We start from the raw sequence: 19,550 nt of genomic DNA on the forward strand, positions 1-19,550 counted from the left end.
GGTATACGGAAGGATTACAGAATGGGAGTCAGGTTCATATCACTCACATGGGGATTTATCGTATTTTTATTGATATTTCAGATTTCTACCGCATATCAAAAGGAGAATGTATCATTCACAAGTGACCATGAACTCTCTGCCAATACTTCACTCAACAATTCTGAAACCCAGTATGCCCCACATAAGATTCTTGTCAGATTCAATACGCCAGAAGCACATAATCAGTCTCATGCTCTCGCCTCTGTCGATCAGGTGGAAGCAATTCATGCATCCATCGGGGCACAGGCAGTCTACTCATCCTCCCCTAACTTTGTCCCAGGTCTTCAACTGGTAAAAATCCCTGATAGCATGAAGGTTCAGGATGCAGTTACCTGGTATCAGAATCAACCGTCTGTGCTCTATGCACAGCCTGATAATCTGATCCATCCTGATGATGCACCACCTGCCAGTATTCCAACCTCTTCAGCGGTGAATACCACCCGGGTACCCTCTGATCCGCTCTATCCGCTTCAATGGAACTTGAAAAATACCGGGCAGTATGGCGGAACCCCGGGAGCGGACATTCACGCAGAAGGAGCCTGGAATGTAACAACGGGCTCTGATGTCGTCGTTGCTGTTGTTGATAGTGGTGTTGATTATCTTCACCCTGACCTGAAAGATAATATCTGGACAGATCCGGTCACCGGTCTTCATGGGTACAATTTCTATGATAACAATACTGACGTCATGGATTATGATGGCCATGGAACCGCCTGTGCAGGTATCGTTGCGGCAGTTGGAAACAACAGCATCGGAGCAACGGGTTCCGCATGGAAAGCTAAAATAATGGCATTAAAGATGTCTAGCGGGGGTGGTGGCTGGGTATCTGCCGCGATTCAATCCTTTGAGTATGCGACTCTTCACCATGCTGACATTATCACCAATTCCTGGAGGATCGCATATCGAAATCAGGCGCTGTTAGATGCAATAGCAGCATTTCCCGGTATCATGACCTGGAGTGCGAGTAATGAAAACAGTGATGTTGATGGGTATGTAGATCGGATGCCACAGTTCCTCTCACCAAATGTAATACCGGTCATGTCCACCGATGACCATGATCAAAGGTCATCATTCTCCAATTATGGGAAGAACACGATCTTTATCGCTGCTCCGGGATCTCATATTCTTCTCCTGAAGCCGATGAAGCATGATCAAACGTCCCTAAATTCCACAAATCTGTCGTCCCAGGATATTCCATATAAATATGACAATGGTACATCATTCTCTTCTCCCATGGTAGCGGGTGTTGTCGCGTTGATGAAGTCCCTCCATCCCGGTTATACGAACGTTCAACTAAAAGCAGCATTGTTACGAGCAGCAGATAAAAATCCCAATTTGATCAGATATTGCATTGCAGGAGGCAGGATCAATGCTTCTGCTGCAGTTCGTCAGGAGATATTTCCGTACGATGCTATCGGATCCATGAACATGCCACCGATAATACACACGAATACTGCGTTTCAATGTAACATCACCTTGCAGAATGCAGGAACTGATACCTGGAATTCAAACCGCTCGATATCGCTGTTCGCACAAAACCGGGATGCAATCCTCATGGGACCGGAAAGGATCGAATTTCCGAAAGGAACAACGGCCGCTCCTGGTGAATATGTATCATTTACCTTTCAGGGAACATCCCCTGCACAATTTGGTTATTATAATCCTTCATATCGGCTTTCTGATCTGAATGGGGTATTCGGACAGGTTGTGAATGCAGTTTGTACCGTAACGGAAGCGGAGGCACTTCCTGATGTTCCGCTTGATGTCTATGGTTCAGTTATGGTTTCATCGGGCCGATACGTGTACCATTTTGGAGGCGGTTCCAGTTCATCCTCGTTCAGATATGACATCGTGAACAAAACCTGGGAATCTATAACACCGATGCCTGAACCGGGTGGATCTCTCGAAGGTTCATTGATAAACGGGAAGGTTTTCATTCCTGGACGATACAGGAATGAAACGCTGAATGTGTATGATATCACGAATGATTCGTGGTCCCAGATTGCTTCAGATCGTCGGGTTTCAGGGAGATATCTGTATAAAACCGGAGTAATCGGGGATCGGATGTATGTTATTGGGGGAAATACCGATTATTATAATGTCACCAACCAGGTCTTCTGCCTGAATACCACCACCGGTCAATGGAGTCAGGCTCCTTCGATGCTCACCAATCGGACACAGTTTTTTGCATCATCAGGAAACGGGACTATTATCGTGGCCGGGGGATTGGATTCATACGGTGGTTATTTTGATTTCGATAAGCATAATTTGAGATCTGCTGAGATGTTTGACGGTGAGAAATGGTCATTGCTCCCGGATATTCCAGACACGATAGGATGGGATTATGGGGCGAGTGGATCGGATCCTGATGGTTCGCTCTGGATCGCAGGAGGTCGCAGGGTTACGTCTCTAGGTGTGGTTTACAGTGATATCGCACATTTTTCTGTGGCAAACAAGAGTTGGACGGTTACCCCTGATCTCCCGACAATGATGTTCCCACGTTATCATGATCTCGGCTCCATTGCTGAAGATGGATATCTGTATACCGCTCATGGAGAAAATTACTCCGCAAATCTTCCCTGGTTTGAGAGGATCAAGGTACGTGACAATACTGTCTCCCCTGTCAAAGATCTACATACTACGCAGATAACCCCGTTCACGATCACCTGGAACTGGACGCTCCCTCAAAACCATCAGATTACACGTATTCCAATCACACTAAATGGAAATAATGTCGCGAATCTTTCCGGAGAAGCGACATCATATACTGCGGTACGGTTGACGCCAAAGACAGAATATCAAATTGGAGTTCAATTACAGGACCTATTCGGAGTCACAAGTCAGTGGGAATATCATACAGCGAAAACGTCAACATGGTATCGATGAACGCTATTCCCGGTTACAGGTCCTGAAAAAAAGTGATGAAGACCCGTTTCGGACAGATGGATCACACGGGGAATACCCACTCTCTGTACTTTTTCTGGATAGTGTTCTCTTATTTACATCATAGATTGTGAATCGATGATATTTCGTAACTATTCAGCCTCTCTCAGCGCTTTCTAAACTATCCACCCTGATTCTCTTCAAATATTGCCTTTCTCACTCAAATCTTCCACTATAACCGAAAGATCTTTTTATCTTGAGTTTAAACCTGTTTTTATCGGAATGGAAATACCTGAAGAGATCAAATCCAAATTTCCAGATTGCCCCCCTGAAATCGTCGCATATATTTACTATCTACACGAAAAAATTGATAAATTAGAAGCCAGAGTAACTGAACTCGAATCCCGGCTAAAACTCAACAGTAACAATAGCGGCAAGCCCCCCTCCTCGGATGGTTACACCCATAAGAACCATACAACCTCACTTCGTAAGAAAACCCAGAAAAAACCAGGAGGTCAACCCGGTCACAAAGGAAAAACCCTGGAACAGAGTTCTAATCCTGATCACATCGAAACTCATTCTCCTGAAGTTTGTTCCTGTTGTGGAAGAAGTCTTCAGAATGGATCAATCATTGGAATTGAAAAAAGACAAGTTTTCGACCTTCCTCCTCCCCCATCAATTGAGATCATCGAGCACCAATCCCTCACAAAGGTTTGTACCCATTGTGGAAGAAAAACATCAGGAACCTTTCCCCCGGGGGTTACACAACCCGTTCAATATGGATCAAGAATCAAGGCCAATTTGAGTTATCTCGTTCATTATCAGTTTATCCCATACGATCGGGCAACCGAGGCCTGTTATGATCTCTTTGGTATCTCCATCAGTCCTGGAACCATTGTCAATATTACTCGCACATTGTCAGAGAGACTCATATTGTTTCATGAATCGGTTAAGAGCGCTCTTAAATGCGAACCCGTAATCCACAACGATGAAACAGGGGTCCGAGTTGAAGGAAAACTCCATTGGCTTCATGTTACCAGTGCATCTCGACTAACCTCTTACTCAGTTCAGCCAAAAAGAGGAGCTGATGGGATCAATAACATCGGAGTTCTTCCAATTTACACGGGAATTAGTGTTCACGATTTTTGGAATCCATATCTTTCATACTCATGTACGCACAGTTTCTGCTGTGCCCATATTCTTCGAGAACTTAAACGGGTAGAAGAGGAAACAGAACAAAAATGGCCTAATATATTAAGTGAATTACTGATACAAGCAAAACATCTCAAGGAAATGTTTCATTTGGACGATATTCCCATACCACAGATTATGGTGAACAGCATCAAAAGTTCATATGATGAACTAATTCAAGCAGGACTCGATGAGAATCCGCTACCCATTCATATCCCCGGAAAGAGAGGAAGGAAGAAAAAGAGTTTTGCCAGAAACCTGCTCGAAAGGTTGGACATCCATAAAGACAGTATCCTGCGATTTATTGAACAGATTCGTGTTCCATTTGATAATAATCTCGCGGAGCGGGATATCCGGATGATGAAGGTAAAAATGAAAATCTCTGGAGGGTTTAGGGACAGAACAACCGCTGAAGCCGTAGTTTTGATCAGAAGTTACATCTCAACAATCAGGAAGAATGGTGAAAGGGTCATTGAGGCGATTAATGCTGCGTTTAACAATAATCCATGGATGCCAGAGACTCATACGATAAGGTCTTAATGACTTGATGTACCTTCTTTTCCTGTTTGGTGATATGATGCCTGAATAGTTACGATATTTCTTATCTACAAAATGTTTCATCAAGGGAACAGGATCTGTATCACGAATTTTTTTACAGTCTTCGGTGCCCTTTTAACGATTCAAATTAAATTGAAATTAATGGATCTGTGATGATACTCCTGTCCGGAGTACTTTTCACACAACCTGTTCCTGAGTCCGGTTTCATCTTCTATAAGGTTATATTATGAAGTAATCGTCATTACGTAACTTATTCCACAGAATTGCAGTCATCACGTTCATCCTCATATGTGCAGGTCTCTGCATCTGGAGTGCATCTGTCGCTGACACAAATGCGACACCATCCGGTGTCACCCAGGTTGAGGTGTACCATTTTCACCCGACAAACGGATGCCGTACCTGCACTGCTATCGGTGATTATGCAGAAGAGACGGTGAAGAAATATTACCCTGCTGAACTTGAAAATAAGAAACTCATCTTTGATCACATCAACTTTCAGGACCCTAAAAATGCTGACCTTGTAAAAAAGTTTGAAGTAACCGGTTCATCCCTGATGATCGGAGTCACAAACGATGCAGGATTTCACAAAGAAGAAGATGTGAAGGTCTGGTACAAAACCGGAAACAAAGATGAGTTCATGACCTATCTTAAGAATCTCCTTGACAGAAGGCTTTCCGGGTCTCTGGAATAACTTGAACCGGTGAGTTCGTGACTGATCTGATGAGTTTCATGGAGACGATGGGAACGAGTGATATTCCGCTCGTTGCTGCGTTCTTCATCGGTCTGATGATGGCGATAAGTCCCTGCCCCCTGGCGACAAATATCACAGCGATAGCATATGTCTCCCGGAACATCGGAAACAGCAGGTACACCGTTCTTGTGGGCCTGTTGTACAGCTTTGGCAGAATGGCAGTATATGTTACAATCGCAGCACTCATCGTACTCTGTGGATTAAATGTACAATCAATAGCCCTGTTTCTACAGGAGTATGGTGATCTACTCCTCGGGCCGGTCCTTCTGATCTGTGGTATCCTTATGTATGAGCTCATTCCCTTCTCATTTGCCCTTGAGCATGCCGGACTACAAACCCTCAAAGAAGAGATATATGAGAAGTTATCACATCAGGGTCTCATCGGCAGTTTCTTTCTCGGGATTTTGTTTGCCATCAGTTTCTGCCCGTTTAGTGCCGTCCTGTTCTTTGGTATGCTGGTACCGCTTGCGCTCAGTACCCGCGATCCGATTGGAGTGCCTCTCTCATTCGGGCTTGCAACCGGTCTTCCCGTGACCCACTTCTCTATTCTACTTGCAACCGAAGTAAACCGGTGTGGTGCATTTCTAGGTAAAGTGCAGGCAGCAGAGATATGGGTCAGAAGGATAGTTTCTGTAATTTTTATCCTGGTCGGTCTGTATTTTATTGTCAGGCTGTTTTTTTGAGTAAAAAGGACTGATATCCGGGAGAAGATGCAGTAATCCTGAACCGGGTGAGTTCGGGAATTTTTTATTCACCGCAGCAGGAGCCTGATTCCCCGCCACAACTACACTCCCCATTATCCATGTCCTTGCCTCTGATCGCAGCACTGATCATCGCCCAGGCACATCCAACTCCGCTTTGAACCTCAATGGCCTGCACCGGACAGTTCAGAGCACATGCTCCGCATTCCATGCACCGGGTCTGATTTTTCAGAATTGCTGCCTTCTCACCCTCTTCAAAAACACCGTGTGGACAGACTTCAGTACATCGTTTACAGTTAATGCATCTCTCCTGGTGATACTCGAGGGTGTTCTCTGTATACGAGTTAAACATCAAATCATCCCCATTACACGAAACACTCCCAGTGCCACTCCGATTACAACTCCTGTCCCAGCTAATCCAACCATCACCGGAATGTACCTGAATATCTCTTTTTTTACCCCGGTTCGTGATGTATATGTCGTTGAACCGGTGAAGTTCAGTGCCAGGTAAGCAACCACAGGCGGAATTACAAGAAGAGGAACAACTGCTCCTGCAACCTGAGCCCAGCCCGGGAGTGTTTGCACTGACAGATATGTCAATACAAACGGAATCGCTACCAGCATCCCGAGGATCAGACCTTTAGTTGAGAAATCCTTTGTCGGAATGATGGGAAGAAGGACCGGAAAGAGTATTGTACCGGTTATGACCGCAGTGAAAACTGCCAGCGATGCAACAGGTCCGGCCAGGAACCAGAGGGCAACGGTTGCAATTATTCCTGGCAGTATGACCTGAACCAGTTCAACCGGAGTCAGAACCAGCCGGTCGTATGCAGTGAATCGAACTCTCCTCATGTCCTGAGTCGCTGTTCCGGTTTTGAGAAATTCAGGGAGGTCTGCAGCTCGGACCGGTCCATACACTACTCTGAAACCTGAACGGCGTTGCACCTCGGGAGCCGAGACACCCGGAGCTCCAAGTTGTGGAACGATGATCTTCCTGTGTGATACAATCTCTGAAAGTCCGGTTGATTCGATCCTGCGAACCAGTTCGTCGGTGCCGAATGTTCCTTTTCCTGCAGCACACCACACGTTGATTCCTTTGGTGTCGAGGACAAGGATGTATGCATCATGCCCTTTCAGAGATGACCGGAGAATATCAAAGCTTAATGTATAATTTGCAGATGCAAAGACCGGAGAATCTGTATTCGGAGTTCCCAGTGTATAGAGCCCGGGCTGGACACGATGGTCTGATCGCTTGTATCCCCAGCGTGCAAGAATATGATCAATCCGGTTAGTAAGCGTTATTATGCTGTCTGTCGATTTTACTGTACAGGAACCGTCAGAGACGGCTCCCTGACATGAACAGCAGCTACATGGTTCTGACATATCCCCTCATACTCCCTGGTTATTCATCAGTGGTGAGAGGATATCGCTTACCATACCGCTTAGATTTTCAACTTTCATGAGTGCAAAACAGCAGATGCTTCCTTCCTTCTCCCAGCTGATCAGGGCAAGTTTATCGCCAGGCTTGATTTCTGCACGATCACGAGCATCTTTTGGAAGAACCATCTGTCCTCGTTCATCGATTGTCAGGATGGATTCAACGCTGCATGTTGCTTTTTGGCTGCATCCGCATTGGATTACATCAGATTGAGTCTTCTCATCTTTCCCTTTTGCCATATCTGGTACGATATACTTTGTGTGCGGAATATTTATAGTTTTCAGAAAATTCAGAATTATCAGATCCTGTAATATTTTCTGGTGTTGCAGCAAATGTTGATCATATCCAAAGTATCTGCAAATACGAGTATTCGAAAATCGCTGAATATGGGTTTTGGGTGATATAATGAGTGAAAATAATGTTCAGATCACGATGACACAGGTTGATACACTTTGCTTTAAGGCAACAACAGTGTCAGGAATAGATTTTTTTGTGGAAGCATCACCCGGTCTTGGAGGAAGTGGGAATAACCCGAGTCCACTGGCACATTTCCTCGGTGCACTGGGAGGATGTACATCTATTAAAACAAAACTCAGTCTTACAAAGAAAGGGGAGAGGTGTGAATCTGTCTCTGTTGAAATCAGTGGTACATAACGAGAAGATCCGCCTCAGGTTTTTGAGAGTATTCACCTTTCATTTACTCTGAGAGGGGATATGGATGATCGGGTTGTAACTGATACAATACGCGATGTGATGACGATGAGTTGTCCGGTAGTGGTCATTGTTGGTAAAGTCGTGTCATTATCATGGGATTATCAAATCGTCAATACATAATGGCCTGGATATTGAATGGTGTCAGATTCCTGTCATGAACTCTTTTTAAGGTGTATTGCAGTTCTTCTTCCACTGCTGATGCATCCAGGTTATGAGGGAGATGTCAGCATCTTCTTTCAACCGGTAGATCTTATGATTTGACCGGTAATATGTCTCGATAATCCCTGCGTCTCTGAGTATCTTCAGGTGGTTAGAGATCTGTGTCTGCGTCTTATCAAATATCCAGGTAAACTCACAGACACACTGATCACGGGTTTTCAGCATCAGGAGAATTTTAAGCCGCAGGGGATGACTGACTGCTTTTATCATCCCTTCCATGTGGGAGACATATCCGCTATTTAAATCCGACTTCACCTGGTTTAATTCGTCTTCCCAGTCCTCTCTGAGTGCACAGTCTGCCGGGCAGCATCGGGTACTACCCATGGTTCATATCTCCGGCCTGGAATTGGTTGATCCTGCCCGATGGCATATGTAAACATTTTCTTTCATTTCATAAAAAACTGAATTGCAGATCCTCCCTTTTCCTTCTCTCTCACTGATATCATAGTGGTGAAACCAATGGAGTATGAAACGATTCAGATAAGAAAGATAGAGGGTGCCTGCGAACTTTATGAAGATTACTCAGAAAAGAACAGTACCACTCCCCCGAAGATCGCCATCCTCTCCTGCAAAGGAGCCTGTGCCCGGGGAGAAGTATCCAAGCGGGCAGCAAACCTGATCGCTCACGAAATGGCGAAAGATGAAAAGGTCAGGATATGCCTGGGTGGTGCATTTACAAAGAATATCGGACAGAGAAACCTTGTCCGCCGGTCAGAAAGGAGTATTGTGATTGAAGGGTGCTTTGTCTCATGTGCAACCCGGATAATGCAGGGAGTGCTTCCTGATCTGAATCCGGAGGTTGTCCTTGCCGATACGCTCTATGATGAATGTCTGCCGTTCGGAATAGATTAGGTCTCTACTGAAACATTTGATGAGTATGCAAAGCTGGTTGCGGAAAAAGTTGTGGATGAGTATATCCGGAAAGTTCAGTCTTCAGGAGAAAGGTAAAACTCCTTTCTCGTTTTCATTATACCACTTTTTCTTCAGCCAAAGTACAACATTTACAAGGCTGATTAAACCCGAACTTCTACCAGGGGGCCGATGACTGTTGCAAAGGCTACCGGTGAAGCAATCCCGAACACAGCGATGGCAACTGCAATTGCAAGTTCGAAGTTATTTGATGCTGCCGTAAATGAGAGGGTTGCGGATTTCTGGTAATCTATTCCGATCTTCCAACTCATCCAGAATGTAGCCATGAACATGATCAGGAAGTAGCAGACCAGAGGGACAGCCACCCTGATGACATCAAACGGGACGGTTATGATGAATTCTCCTTTCAGGGAGAACATAACAATGATCGTAAAGAGCAGAGCGATAAGGGTGATTGGGGATATTCTTGGGATGAAGACAGTCTCATACCAGGTTTTTCCTTTCTTTTTTATGAGGATAATCCTGCTTAATAGTCCGGCGATAAACGGAATACCGAGATAGATAAACACACTGATGGCTATCTCAACCATTGTGATCGATACAGATGTGCCTGTGATCCCAAAGATCGGGGGAAGCACTGTGATGAATACCCATGCATACAGGGAGAAGAACAGGACCTGGAAGATTGAGTTCAATCCTACGATGGCGGCACAATATTCACAGTCTCCTCCGGCAAGGTCATTCCATACAATAACCATCGCGATGCACCGGGCTATCCCGACGAGGATGAGACCGTACATGAGGAGCGGCTGATCACGGAGGAAAAGAATTGCCAGAAGAAACATCAGAATCGGCCCGATGATCCAGTTCTGAACAAGCGAGAGTCCAATGACTTTTCTGTCCTTGAATACCAGATGGAGTTCTTCGTATCTGACCTTTGCAAGAGGAGGATACATCATGAGTATCAGACCGATTGCTATCGGAATGGAGGTTGTTCCTATCGAAAAACCGGTGATAAATGCAGGGGCTGATGGGGCGAGATACCCGATAGCGATTCCAAGGATCATGGCAGAAAAAATCCAGAGCGTGAGGTATGAGTCAAGGAATGAAAGTCGTTTTACTGATGTCCTGTCTTTACCAGATAAGTTATTGTATTTGTATCTAAGTATTTATTGAAGTGATGTATTGGCAGAATACAGGTGTTATTGTTTTTCAGTGCAATTCGAAGATTAGATGAGAAATATGATAATATTAATACACATAGATATATGGTCGCCGCATTGAATCCAATTTTCAAAGATGAGGTTGTCCAGTTGAATCATGTAACCGGACAACCTCGGAGATAATCTGTTGAGTGATAGATAATCTAATTATGCTTTGCAGCTAAAGAACTACTATATTATGCAGATCTGTGTTGGGACCCCTCCTGATCTTGGTAAATTGGAGTCAATTCTTAAGGAAACGACGCTTACTGAGGATCAGAAAGAGATCGTTAGAAAAACAACGATCAAGTATAATCGGGCGCTTGAGGTTCTGGGTCAGTAGACCTGCTATTCTGTTGTATCCAGAGTATTGTCTCTTCTAAAGACATTTCATACCGTGCAAGGGCAAGTCCCATGCGAATAACTTCGTCTTCATCAGCAGTAAGGCTGAACCCATACAGTTCAAGAACCATAGTTGCAGCATATACTGCAGTTCTTTTGTTTCCATCTTCAAAGGGATGCATCGTTGAAATGTCATAAAGTAAGATGGCTGACATTTGGATAGGTCCATTCCCTTGATTACATTTCTCCACTATGAAATCCAATGTGGCTTCATAAAGAATGCCATCAATTCCCCCATACATGTTGATAGAAATATAATGAAGATTCAGGAGCATATTCACAGAAATAGTACTCATACTCGTCTTCACTTTCTCACGCTCAAAAAATAGAGACTCTCATAAAATCGCTCGTATTTATCCCCTTTGCTAAAGGATAAGGTGTATAACCGTATATTTTGTTGCTTCTAATATAGTGAATGAATTGAGTCAGGCTAGGTACCACTGGTGACAGAAGGCATCAGAAATGTCCTCAAATTTTTACCTCACCCCAAACTTTTTGCAGATGACTCTCGTACACTATACTATGGGGGATCATACCGGGCTTGAACTCTCACCCAAAAAAGTGGAGTACCTCAAGTATATCTATGAAAAAGGGAGGACCGTTAAGACCAACGAGATTGCCTCTCATTTCTCTGTCGATCCATCCACAGTCACGAAGTCGATCCTTGAACTGGCAGAGAGCGGATACCTTTCCCATGCTCCATATCGGGGGGTCTCCCTCACTGATTCGGGAACCATGTATGCGAAGTTTCTGATCAAGCGGCATCGGATACTCAGTCTGATCCTGGTCAGAAACGGACTCTCTGAAAACCGTGCATGCGCAGAAGTTACCAGGTTTGAGAGTTTTGTCTCGCGTGAAGCAATAGATCAGATGTGCTGTGCCATGGGTCATCCCCAGGTTGGGGTATGTGGGACAATCACCCATGATGATGGCTGCCTCAGGGCCTGCATGACCCACACCGGAAATCATTCTGAATCATCCGGATGTGATGTATGAGCACGGCATCAATATCTGATCATCTCCCTGACATCAATCTGATTACTTCCCTTGCCGAGCGACAGACAACGCTCTTTTCAAGAATAAGCCCCTGGACAAAACTGGGCATGCTCATATGTATCATCCTCGTCATCACCTGTATTCAGAATGTGGCAGTGCTCCTAGTCCTATATGCCGTTCTCCTGCTCCTGTTCAGGGCTGCAGACCTTCCGGTGAAGAAATTACTGGCCTGGCAGGTATTGCCTGCCTTCTTTGTCCTCTCCCTTGTCGGGATCCTGATCTGGAATGAGCCTGGGTCAATCATTTTCATGCTTCCCCTTGGTCCGTTCTCGCTTCAATTAACCGACAATGGCCTCCTTCTCCTTGTCAGGTTACTTGTAAAGGCCCTCATCTCGTTCACGGCATCGATCTTCTTCCTCATGACCACCAGGTATGAACACTTCTCTGCTCTCATCTACCAGATATTCCCAACTCCCCTGGATCAGATCTTTCTGATGGCGTACCGGTTCCTGTTCCTCACCCTCGCCATGACTGGCTCTGTTTTAAAGGCGGTCAGGTCCCGGGGAGGAGGGCTCATCCATTCGGTAAGGATACAGGGAAAACTATTTGCTGAAGTTGCAGGCCTTGTCTTCATCCGATCATTTGAACAGGCTGAACGCGTTGAAAAAGCGATGATTGCACGAGGATACGCCAGCGGAACCTACCGGACACTAACCGTTGTCCCTTCCCCGACCACTCCTGAATACGTCCTTCTGGTTGCAGCCTACGCCCTTACCATCACGGCTATATGGATCATTCCATCTCTGAACGGAGCGTACACATGGTAATTATCAGAAAAAAAACAGAATTTATCCATTGTACTCCTGTTGATCCTGAAGAGGAACTCATCCACATCGATTGTGCCAGCCATGTCTATCCTGACGGAAGTGTGGGCATTCACAACATGTGCTTCTCGGTCAAAAAACAGGAGATCGTCTCGCTCTGCGGTCAGAACGGAGCCGGGAAGTCTACCCTTATCGAGCACCTCAACGGCCTTCTCCTGCCGTCACAGGGTGATATCTGGGTTGAAGGCCGATCGATCACCCGGGGAGAACGGAGCGATCTCTGGAAAGAGGTGGGCATTGTCTTCCAGCGGTCAGAGGATCAACTCTTTGCACCCACGGTTCTTGACGATGTCATGTTCGGCCTGCTCAACCTCGGTATGGATCATGAAGAAGCACAAGCAGCAGCACGTGCGGCCCTGAACACTGTCGGGGCTGAAGATCTCTGTGAGAAACTCCCCAATTATCTGAGTGGTGGACAGAGACGGCTTGTAGCCATTGCCGGAATTCTCGCAATGAAACCCCGGATTATTGCATTGGATGAACCGACCTCAGACCTTGACCCTATGCATGGCGCCATGGTTGAGCAGCTGATACGGAATCTCAAAAGCCGGTTTGGGATTAGTGTAGTAATTGCAACCCACGATCTCGATCTTGCAGCCCGGCTGTCCGACCGGGTCTGCCTTGTGAAAGACGGGCTTATCTTTGCGGAAGGCAGCCCTGAAGATGTCTTCTATGATCCTGACCTTATCGAAGAGGCAGGATTATATCTGCCAGACGTGGTCATGACCTATCTCGAATTCTGCAAAAAGAAAGGAATCTCTCCGTCGGGTCGGCCGATTACCCGTGAAGACCTGGTGAACATGCTCACCTCATCATCATAATTTGGTATCTTACCAAAATTTTGGAAATATATTTACCGTTTTTTTGTGATACTGTATCTGAAAGAGACCTGAGGTTCATCGTGGCACATATTCATCTGGAGGACGGATCCTTCACAGTATTCTGGGTTCTGATATGGTGGGTTATTGCAATTCTTCTCATCGGTGTGGCATTATACCTGCTTCGATCCAGTAAAAAACCTGATCCAAAGAAGATCACCGTCGCCGCATTTGTGACAACCGCAGCATTTGCAATCTTTCAGGTCCAGGTTCCGATATTTGGTGGTGTTCACCTGAATCTGACCCCCCTCATCGGCATTCTTGCCGGCCCGCTCCTCGGCTCCCTGATCATCTTTGTCGTCAATATTCTGTCAGCTGCCATCGGTCACGGAGGATGGGGACTTGTCGGTGCAAACGTCCTTGTAAACCTGTCTGAAGTCTTTGTCGCCTGGATCGTGTTCAGGGCAATGAAGAAGGTTGTCGCAAGCCGGTTCACACAGGCAGGGATCGCTTCGATAACTGCGTTACTGGTCGGGAACCTGGTTATGATGGTTATCATCCTGGTATCCGGAATCCAGGGTGTTCACCAGAGTCCCGGTGAACTCCTCACCGGACTCTCACTGCTTGCAGCAGTGAACATGGGTGTTGCAGTCATTGAAGCCTTCATCACCGGCTTTATCATCGTCTACATCAGCAGGATTCGCCCTGATCTCCTCGAAGGGGGGAGACAATGAACCTGCGGGAGAACAGCGGGCTCATCATCTTCGGTGTCCTCGTCATTGTAGTTGTGCTGGCAGCGTTTATTGCTCTTGAAGCGACAGGAACGATGGGTATCGAGGACAGGTATAACCAGGCGGTCGGACTTCCGGCTGGCGAGGAAGAAACAGAAGGCGGATTCTCACTAGAGGGAAACCCGCTCATGTATCTTGGAATTCTTGGTGCCCTTATTGCAGTATCGCTGATCTTGCATCGGTATCTTGTAAAAGTCTGATTCAGAGTTTGAGCATCTCAAGGGCGAAAAGAAACCCGCTCATCAGGACAACCAGAACCACTACCACGATCCACGAAGGAATACCGAGCAGTTCTGGAATGGTATCAACAGGAAATACTCCCCTGTCCATGAACTTTTTGTTTATTGCCGGGTAGAAATGGGCAAATAACCCGGTACCGATGAGCATCCCGACAGCACCTCCAAAGAGAGCATCCATCTGTCCTGTGCCGATGGCTCCTGCGAGTGTGCCGGGGCAGAACCCGAGTATTGCAAATCCAAGTCCGAAGATACATCCACCTATAACTGTCGCTCCGATTGATCCCCTGAATACATGAAACTTTATCCATCCGAGTTGTTTCATGATATGCAGCCCGATCATGCCGATAATTACTGCAGAGAGCATCAGTTTCAGAACCGTGAAGTCGGTGAGCAGCAACTGTCCGACGATCACGTCATACGATGTGACTCCTCCTTTTTGCAGAAAAAATCCAAACCCGATGCCGAGCAGAAGGCCGAGCACGAGCTGCATCTGCTTGTTTTTATACAGGTTCTCAAACATGATCACACCAGTACTCTGAAGATAAAGAACCCTGCCCCAATTCCTACTGCAAACATGCAGGCAACAGCAACGAAACTTGCCAGTGACAACTGGGGTATTCCGCTGATTCCATGGCTACTTGGACAGCCCCAGCACCATCGTGCGCCAACTCCGATGAGGACTCCTCCGATGATAGCTGTGACCAGCCTGAGAAGGGGATTATCACCGAATGCTATGGCAAAAGTATGAGGAATCCAGGTGATCTGGAATGTTCCTGACAGAAGGGTGCTGATAAACGCCCCGATTATGATACCAAAGACAAACATCCACTGCCAGTCAATGTGGAGCGGGAACTCTTTGAAGTACTCCTTCCCTTCAACCTGCTTTCTGCCTCTGAAGAGACTCTCTATCATCCCGGCAACCCCGGTGAATGCTGCTCCGCATCCGAACGGACGGTTTGAAAGAAGCATGGCAAAACAGAGCAGTATCCCGATACCTGCTCCGGCGAGATATGGTGACCATAGTGGTGCAGTTGGATCCATAACAGTAAGAGTGATCATGGCTTGTACGGAGTTGAATCTTTTGCATGAAAAAGTCCTTTTCACCGGTCCTACCTGGGGCCCCCAACGGGGCACCGTTGGGGTTTTGATGAAAAGTATGATGATATCGTCTGGAGAATACCCCGTCACGTAGGGAGGGTAGTCCTCTACACTTTTGAGAAGAGAACCATAACAGCAGGGCGATTATGAAGAACAAACGGGGCAGTCCGGACTTCGACCTCGATACGGCTTCCGTCTGCCCTGATGAACTGTTCATGAATTGTTGAGACGGTGCTTTTGTGCACCTCTACCATCCGTTCAAGTGCCATCTCCCTGAATGCTATGTCAACAACATCTATGGCAGGTTTTCCGATGAGATCATCAGGACTCTCATATCCGAGTATCGATGACCCGAACGGGTTGACATACTCAATGATTCCATCCTGGTGGATACCGATACCATAATGAGAGGTTTCAATGATGGTTCTGAACTTCTCTTCGCTTTCTTTGAGTGCAGACTCCACCTCTTTTCGCTGCGTAATGTCTGAAAGCATCGCAAATGATCCTATGAATCCCTGATTCGGATCCATAAGGGCAGTGACAGATACCTGCATCCAGCAGATTGACCCATCTCTTCGTACAAACCTCTGCTCATACTTATCGTTGAAACCCTGTATTTTCTTCTCCATCCGGGCTTCGTGTTCAGCATGATCTTCGGGAAGCATGAAATAGGTGACATTTTTCATGAACATCTCTTCTGCGCTGTACCCGAGTATCTCTGTCAGGAGATGGTTTACGTACACGGTGTTCATCTGCCTGTCCATCTGCCAGATTCCTTCCTGGGCGGTGTCGACAATCCTGCGAAACTTCTCTTCGCTCTCCTGAATCGTCTGCTCTGCCGCCTTACGATCTGTGATATCTGTGGCTATCTCAAGCCGCACAAGTTTTCCGTCAGTCCATGTTATTGCCCGGTCCCGACAGTCATACCATCGGTTCAGGTGTGGGTTGTAATATTCCCACCTGTACACACCGGTTGGAGTCCCGCCTTCAATAAGCCGGTCATTTGTGCAGAACGGGCACGGGTGATCAAGATCTGTCTGGAAAAATGAGTAACATTTCTTTCCGCTTGAGTCCCCGTACAGTGATCTGACCTTTTTGTTGATGTACAGGATCTCGTATCTCTTCATGTCAGCAACGTAAACCAGGGCATCGATACTGTCAAGGATACTGTAGAGCTGGGCCTGTATCTCCTGAGGGAGCAGGCCCTCCTTCTCTTTCCCATCTGTTTCGGTGGTTCCGGTATCAGGCTGGTGAGTATGTGAAAATGCCTGCGAACCTGATGCATTACTCCGCCCTATCTGTGTATGCTTCTTCAGGTACTCCAGGATCTTTTCTGAATGTGCCCATTCCCTGTCAAGACTTGAGACCATCTCGTCAATCCTGTTTATCTCAACCTGTATGGACTCATTCAGTCTGGAATCTCCTGTCATATCAGCGATGAATGCTATTATCGAGAGTGGATTCCTGATCCCGTCGTTGAGTATGGCGAGTTTTGCAATATTCTCCTGGATCTGTACGGTGGTCTCCTCTTTCTCCCTCTCCAGTCTGCGTTCGAGGGTGACATCACGTCCCTGTGCTATGGTTGCTATCGGATTGTTCCCTTCCGGGCTGTAAATCGTCGATGAGTTCCAGAGAACGGTCTTCACAGACCCGTCCTGATGCTGGATGCTGAGTTCAACTGTCTCCCACCTGACCCCTTCAAGGGTTGTGCGGATAAGTCTCAATGATCGTTCTGCCTCGTCAGGAGGAAAGAGCGTATCGAGTGACCTGCCAACCAGTTCTTCAGCCTGTCTTCCGACAAGGAATTCGCCTGCACGGTTGATCCTGGTAATTCTGAAGTCAGGGCTCCAGACTATGATCGGACCGAAAGCATTGTCGATTAAGTTCTCAAGAAACGCGTTGTTCTCTTTTATCCTAATGTCACTAAGTTTCTGCGGAGTGACATCCAGCACCAGTGTTGCAAATCTCCCAAGCTCTGTGGAGTATGCGGTCACATCAAAATATTTCCCGAGGTCACCGCTGTAGTTCTCAAAATGAATTGTCTCCCCTGTGAGGGCAACCTTACCATACGTGTCTATCCAGTATGATTCAATACCTGGCAGAACTTCACAGGCAGTCTTACCGATGATATCTTCTGCATGCAGGCCGGTGAAATCTTCAAAAGCCCTGTTGACCTCAAGGAACCGGTAGTCATAGGGTCTGCCTGATGGATCGCAGATGATCTCGTGGAGACCGATCCCTGCGATGTTTGACTCGAATAGTTGCTGGTATTTCTTCTCTCTCTCTTCTATCTCAATCTGTGATGAGAGGATCTCTTCAAGTTGTTGTTTCAGTTCTTCTTCTGATCCTGATAACTCCTCCAGCATTGACTGGAGATCCTCATTCTTAATTGCCAGTTCTGCTTCTGCCTTCTTCCTGGCAGTGATATCCTCGATAGTCCCCTCTATCAAAAGCAGGTCATTGGCATCGTTTCTGACTGCCTTGGCATTCATTGATATCCAGATGGAACTGCCGCTTCGGTGCCAGCATTCTGCCTCATACCCGCGAAGTTCTCCTTGCGAACTCAGCAACTCAACAATTCTCTCTCTGTCCTCCGGGTGAACATAGAGCTGGTGCCCGATATCATTGATTGCTGCCATCATCTCTTCTGGCGTATCATACCCGGCGATATGTGCAAATGCCGGGTTCATCTCCAGGTATTTTCCAGCCTGACTTGTCCTGAAGATTCCAAGAACTGCATTACTGAAGAGGGTGTAATACCGGTCTTCGCTCTCGCGAACCTTCGTTAACGAACGGGCACGAAGTTCTGAGAGGTATGTCACGGTTGCTGCGATAAAAAGGAAGAATACAACCCTGAAGAGTGCATCTGATACTGATACCGGATCAGGAGTAAAGTGCAGGATAAATCCCATGTAGCCTGCAATGATGATGAGAGAAGCAACAAAGCCCTTCCTGATATATCCTGCACAGGCGATGATGATGGGTATATACCAGAAGATCTCGACGATCTCTGTCCATCCCATCCACAGGGAAACATAACTCATCAGGCAGGTTATGATAACTGAAATGACCAGAAGCCATAGATACGGATCCGTGAGTCTGATTCCAGGTGAGAAGACAGGGAGCCTCAATTAAACTCCCTCCTGGATATTGAGTAGGCAAGAGTGTGGGATATAGGTGCCATTGACTCCCGGTTGCGATACTATGGATACAAGGTATTTTTATTTAAAGATAGCATCTGTCACAGGCAGGTCCTGATCCCAGGGATACCTTTGTGCATTGTATAATTTTTATTGTGGGTAACGGGGCACATTACGGGATATTAAAAGCTGAATGATCCCCGTGAGGATTATGCCCGAACGGGTACTTGTTGGACCTGAACATACCAGGAATGGAGTTCCCCTTTCAATCGGGTTCGGGATGTTGGGGGATGTAATCCGTTCGTTGTTCACTGAAATGTCTGGTAATGCCTCTTTAATGTCCTTAGATATATCTCCAGACTGACTGCATGTTCCTGGTTGTATAATACATTGTTTCGCAGTCTTACTCGAAGTGAGGGGTTATGGGGGAAAGATGTTGTATCGATTATCAGTTTATGAATGTCAGATCTTCCTTCTTTTTAACACAATAAAATCCGGCATTGGTGGAGAGCCATTTCGTCGATGAGACAGAGTTCGGGCCTCTTCAATAATCCTGAGGTACTGCTCTTTGGACAGTGGATAAGAACCCCGGTTCCTGAATTGAGAATTAATAAAC

19 protein-coding genes and 1 pseudogene are annotated in these 19,550 nt (G+C 46.4%); 11 read left to right on the forward strand and 9 right to left on the reverse strand.

All coding sequences use genetic code 11. The annotated features are described in order from the left end of the window. The first annotated feature begins 69 nt into the window (after positions 1 to 69). The 4 genes from ACHZA2_RS14430 to ACHZA2_RS14445 all read left to right on the forward strand — a co-directional run bounded on the left by ACHZA2_RS14430 (position 70) and on the right by ACHZA2_RS14445 (position 6,105). Complete coding sequence (locus ACHZA2_RS14430; protein WP_319580292.1) at positions 70 to 2,925, forward strand: S8 family serine peptidase; 2,856 nt, start codon at positions 70 to 72, stop codon at positions 2,923 to 2,925. A 279-nt stretch (positions 2,926 to 3,204) separates the two neighbouring features. Beyond that, positions 3,205 to 4,653 (forward strand): IS66 family transposase, encoded by a 1,449-nt coding sequence (tnpC, locus tag ACHZA2_RS14435; RefSeq protein ID WP_319580293.1) that lies wholly within the window; start codon positions 3,205 to 3,207, stop codon positions 4,651 to 4,653. A 382-nt stretch (positions 4,654 to 5,035) separates the two neighbouring features. Next, entirely contained in the window at positions 5,036 to 5,362 is a 327-nt protein-coding gene (locus ACHZA2_RS14440; protein ID WP_319580294.1) for a nitrophenyl compound nitroreductase subunit ArsF family protein, read from the forward strand. A gap of 17 nt (positions 5,363 to 5,379) precedes the next feature. Beyond that, positions 5,380 to 6,105, forward strand: coding sequence for an aromatic aminobenezylarsenical efflux permease ArsG family transporter (locus ACHZA2_RS14445; protein ID WP_319580295.1), 726 nt, complete (start codon positions 5,380 to 5,382; stop codon positions 6,103 to 6,105). A 64-nt stretch (positions 6,106 to 6,169) separates the two neighbouring features. Here the strand turns inward: ACHZA2_RS14445 and hgcB are convergent, their stop codons facing one another. Genes hgcB through hgcC form a run of 3 tightly spaced genes read right to left on the reverse strand, consistent with a single transcriptional unit; the run spans position 6,170 to position 7,800 of the window. Beyond that, entirely contained in the window at positions 6,170 to 6,475 is a 306-nt protein-coding gene (gene hgcB / locus ACHZA2_RS14450) for a mercury methylation ferredoxin HgcB (protein WP_319580296.1), read from the reverse strand. Beyond that, positions 6,475 to 7,506, reverse strand: a complete 1,032-nt coding sequence (gene hgcA / locus ACHZA2_RS14455) for a mercury methylation corrinoid protein HgcA (protein ID WP_319580297.1) — start codon at positions 7,504 to 7,506, stop codon at positions 6,475 to 6,477. Before hgcA ends, hgcB begins: the two co-directional genes overlap by 1 nt. A gap of 6 nt (positions 7,507 to 7,512) precedes the next feature. Beyond that, the gene (gene hgcC / locus ACHZA2_RS14460) at positions 7,513 to 7,800 is read right to left on the reverse strand and encodes an HgcAB-associated protein HgcC (protein WP_319580298.1); all 288 of its coding nucleotides are present in this window, start codon (positions 7,798 to 7,800) and stop codon (positions 7,513 to 7,515) included. 166 nt (positions 7,801 to 7,966) lie between these two features. Between hgcC and ACHZA2_RS14465 the strand changes: the two genes are divergently transcribed. After that, complete coding sequence (locus tag ACHZA2_RS14465; protein WP_319580299.1) at positions 7,967 to 8,215, forward strand: hypothetical protein; 249 nt, start codon at positions 7,967 to 7,969, stop codon at positions 8,213 to 8,215. A 225-nt stretch (positions 8,216 to 8,440) separates the two neighbouring features. Here ACHZA2_RS14465 and ACHZA2_RS14470 read toward each other — a convergent pair whose 3' ends face one another. After that, positions 8,441 to 8,818 carry a metalloregulator ArsR/SmtB family transcription factor gene (locus ACHZA2_RS14470; protein ID WP_319580300.1) on the reverse strand — a complete coding sequence of 126 codons (378 nt, stop codon included), beginning with the start codon at positions 8,816 to 8,818 and terminating at the stop codon, positions 8,441 to 8,443. Between the two features lie 135 nt (positions 8,819 to 8,953). Here ACHZA2_RS14470 and ACHZA2_RS14475 point away from each other — a divergent pair, with 135 nt between their 5' ends. Further along, positions 8,954 to 9,346: a putative zinc-binding protein gene (locus ACHZA2_RS14475; RefSeq protein WP_319580301.1), complete on the forward strand. Its 393-nt coding sequence runs from the start codon at positions 8,954 to 8,956 to the stop codon at positions 9,344 to 9,346. A gap of 81 nt (positions 9,347 to 9,427) precedes the next feature. Here the strand turns inward: ACHZA2_RS14475 and arsB are convergent. Together arsB and ACHZA2_RS14485 are read right to left on the reverse strand one after the other, a co-directional pair. Further along, positions 9,428 to 10,431: pseudogene (gene arsB / locus ACHZA2_RS14480) on the reverse strand (ACR3 family arsenite efflux transporter). A gap of 440 nt (positions 10,432 to 10,871) precedes the next feature. Then, the gene (locus ACHZA2_RS14485) at positions 10,872 to 11,264 is read right to left on the reverse strand and encodes a type II toxin-antitoxin system death-on-curing family toxin (RefSeq protein WP_319580303.1); all 393 of its coding nucleotides are present in this window, start codon (positions 11,262 to 11,264) and stop codon (positions 10,872 to 10,874) included. Between the two features lie 205 nt (positions 11,265 to 11,469). Between ACHZA2_RS14485 and ACHZA2_RS14490 the strand changes: the two genes are divergently transcribed. From ACHZA2_RS14490 to ACHZA2_RS14510, 5 genes are all read left to right on the forward strand, one after another. After that, positions 11,470 to 11,964, forward strand: a complete 495-nt coding sequence (locus tag ACHZA2_RS14490) for a metal-dependent transcriptional regulator (RefSeq protein ID WP_319580304.1) — start codon at positions 11,470 to 11,472, stop codon at positions 11,962 to 11,964. Beyond that, positions 11,961 to 12,791 (forward strand): energy-coupling factor transporter transmembrane component T, encoded by an 831-nt coding sequence (locus ACHZA2_RS14495; protein WP_319580305.1) that lies wholly within the window; start codon positions 11,961 to 11,963, stop codon positions 12,789 to 12,791. Before ACHZA2_RS14490 ends, ACHZA2_RS14495 begins: the two co-directional genes overlap by 4 nt. Continuing rightward, entirely contained in the window at positions 12,785 to 13,669 is an 885-nt protein-coding gene (locus tag ACHZA2_RS14500) for an ATP-binding cassette domain-containing protein (RefSeq protein ID WP_319580306.1), read from the forward strand. The genes ACHZA2_RS14495 and ACHZA2_RS14500 overlap by 7 nt, the downstream gene beginning before the upstream one ends. A gap of 80 nt (positions 13,670 to 13,749) precedes the next feature. After that, a complete protein-coding gene (locus tag ACHZA2_RS14505) occupies positions 13,750 to 14,400 on the forward strand; it encodes an energy-coupling factor ABC transporter permease (protein WP_319580307.1) in 651 nt (216 codons plus the stop codon). Beyond that, complete coding sequence (locus ACHZA2_RS14510) at positions 14,397 to 14,657, forward strand: hypothetical protein (protein ID WP_319580308.1); 261 nt, start codon at positions 14,397 to 14,399, stop codon at positions 14,655 to 14,657. Before ACHZA2_RS14505 ends, ACHZA2_RS14510 begins: the two co-directional genes overlap by 4 nt. 1 nt (position 14,658) lies before the next feature. Here the strand turns inward: ACHZA2_RS14510 and ACHZA2_RS14515 are convergent, their stop codons facing one another. The 3 genes from ACHZA2_RS14515 to ACHZA2_RS14525 form a co-directional block, all read right to left on the reverse strand. Next, positions 14,659 to 15,216 (reverse strand): YeeE/YedE thiosulfate transporter family protein, encoded by a 558-nt coding sequence (locus ACHZA2_RS14515; RefSeq protein ID WP_319580309.1) that lies wholly within the window; start codon positions 15,214 to 15,216, stop codon positions 14,659 to 14,661. Between the two features lie 2 nt (positions 15,217 to 15,218). Next, positions 15,219 to 15,755, reverse strand: coding sequence for a YeeE/YedE thiosulfate transporter family protein (locus ACHZA2_RS14520; protein WP_319580310.1), 537 nt, complete (start codon positions 15,753 to 15,755; stop codon positions 15,219 to 15,221). Positions 15,756 to 15,901: 146 nt separating this feature from the next. Continuing rightward, positions 15,902 to 18,925: a PAS domain S-box protein gene (locus tag ACHZA2_RS14525; protein WP_319580311.1), complete on the reverse strand. Its 3,024-nt coding sequence runs from the start codon at positions 18,923 to 18,925 to the stop codon at positions 15,902 to 15,904. Between the last annotated feature and the right edge of the window lie 625 nt (positions 18,926 to 19,550).

The organism is uncultured Methanospirillum sp., from assembly GCF_963668415.2.
Taxonomy (GTDB): domain Archaea; phylum Halobacteriota; class Methanomicrobia; order Methanomicrobiales; family Methanospirillaceae; genus Methanospirillum.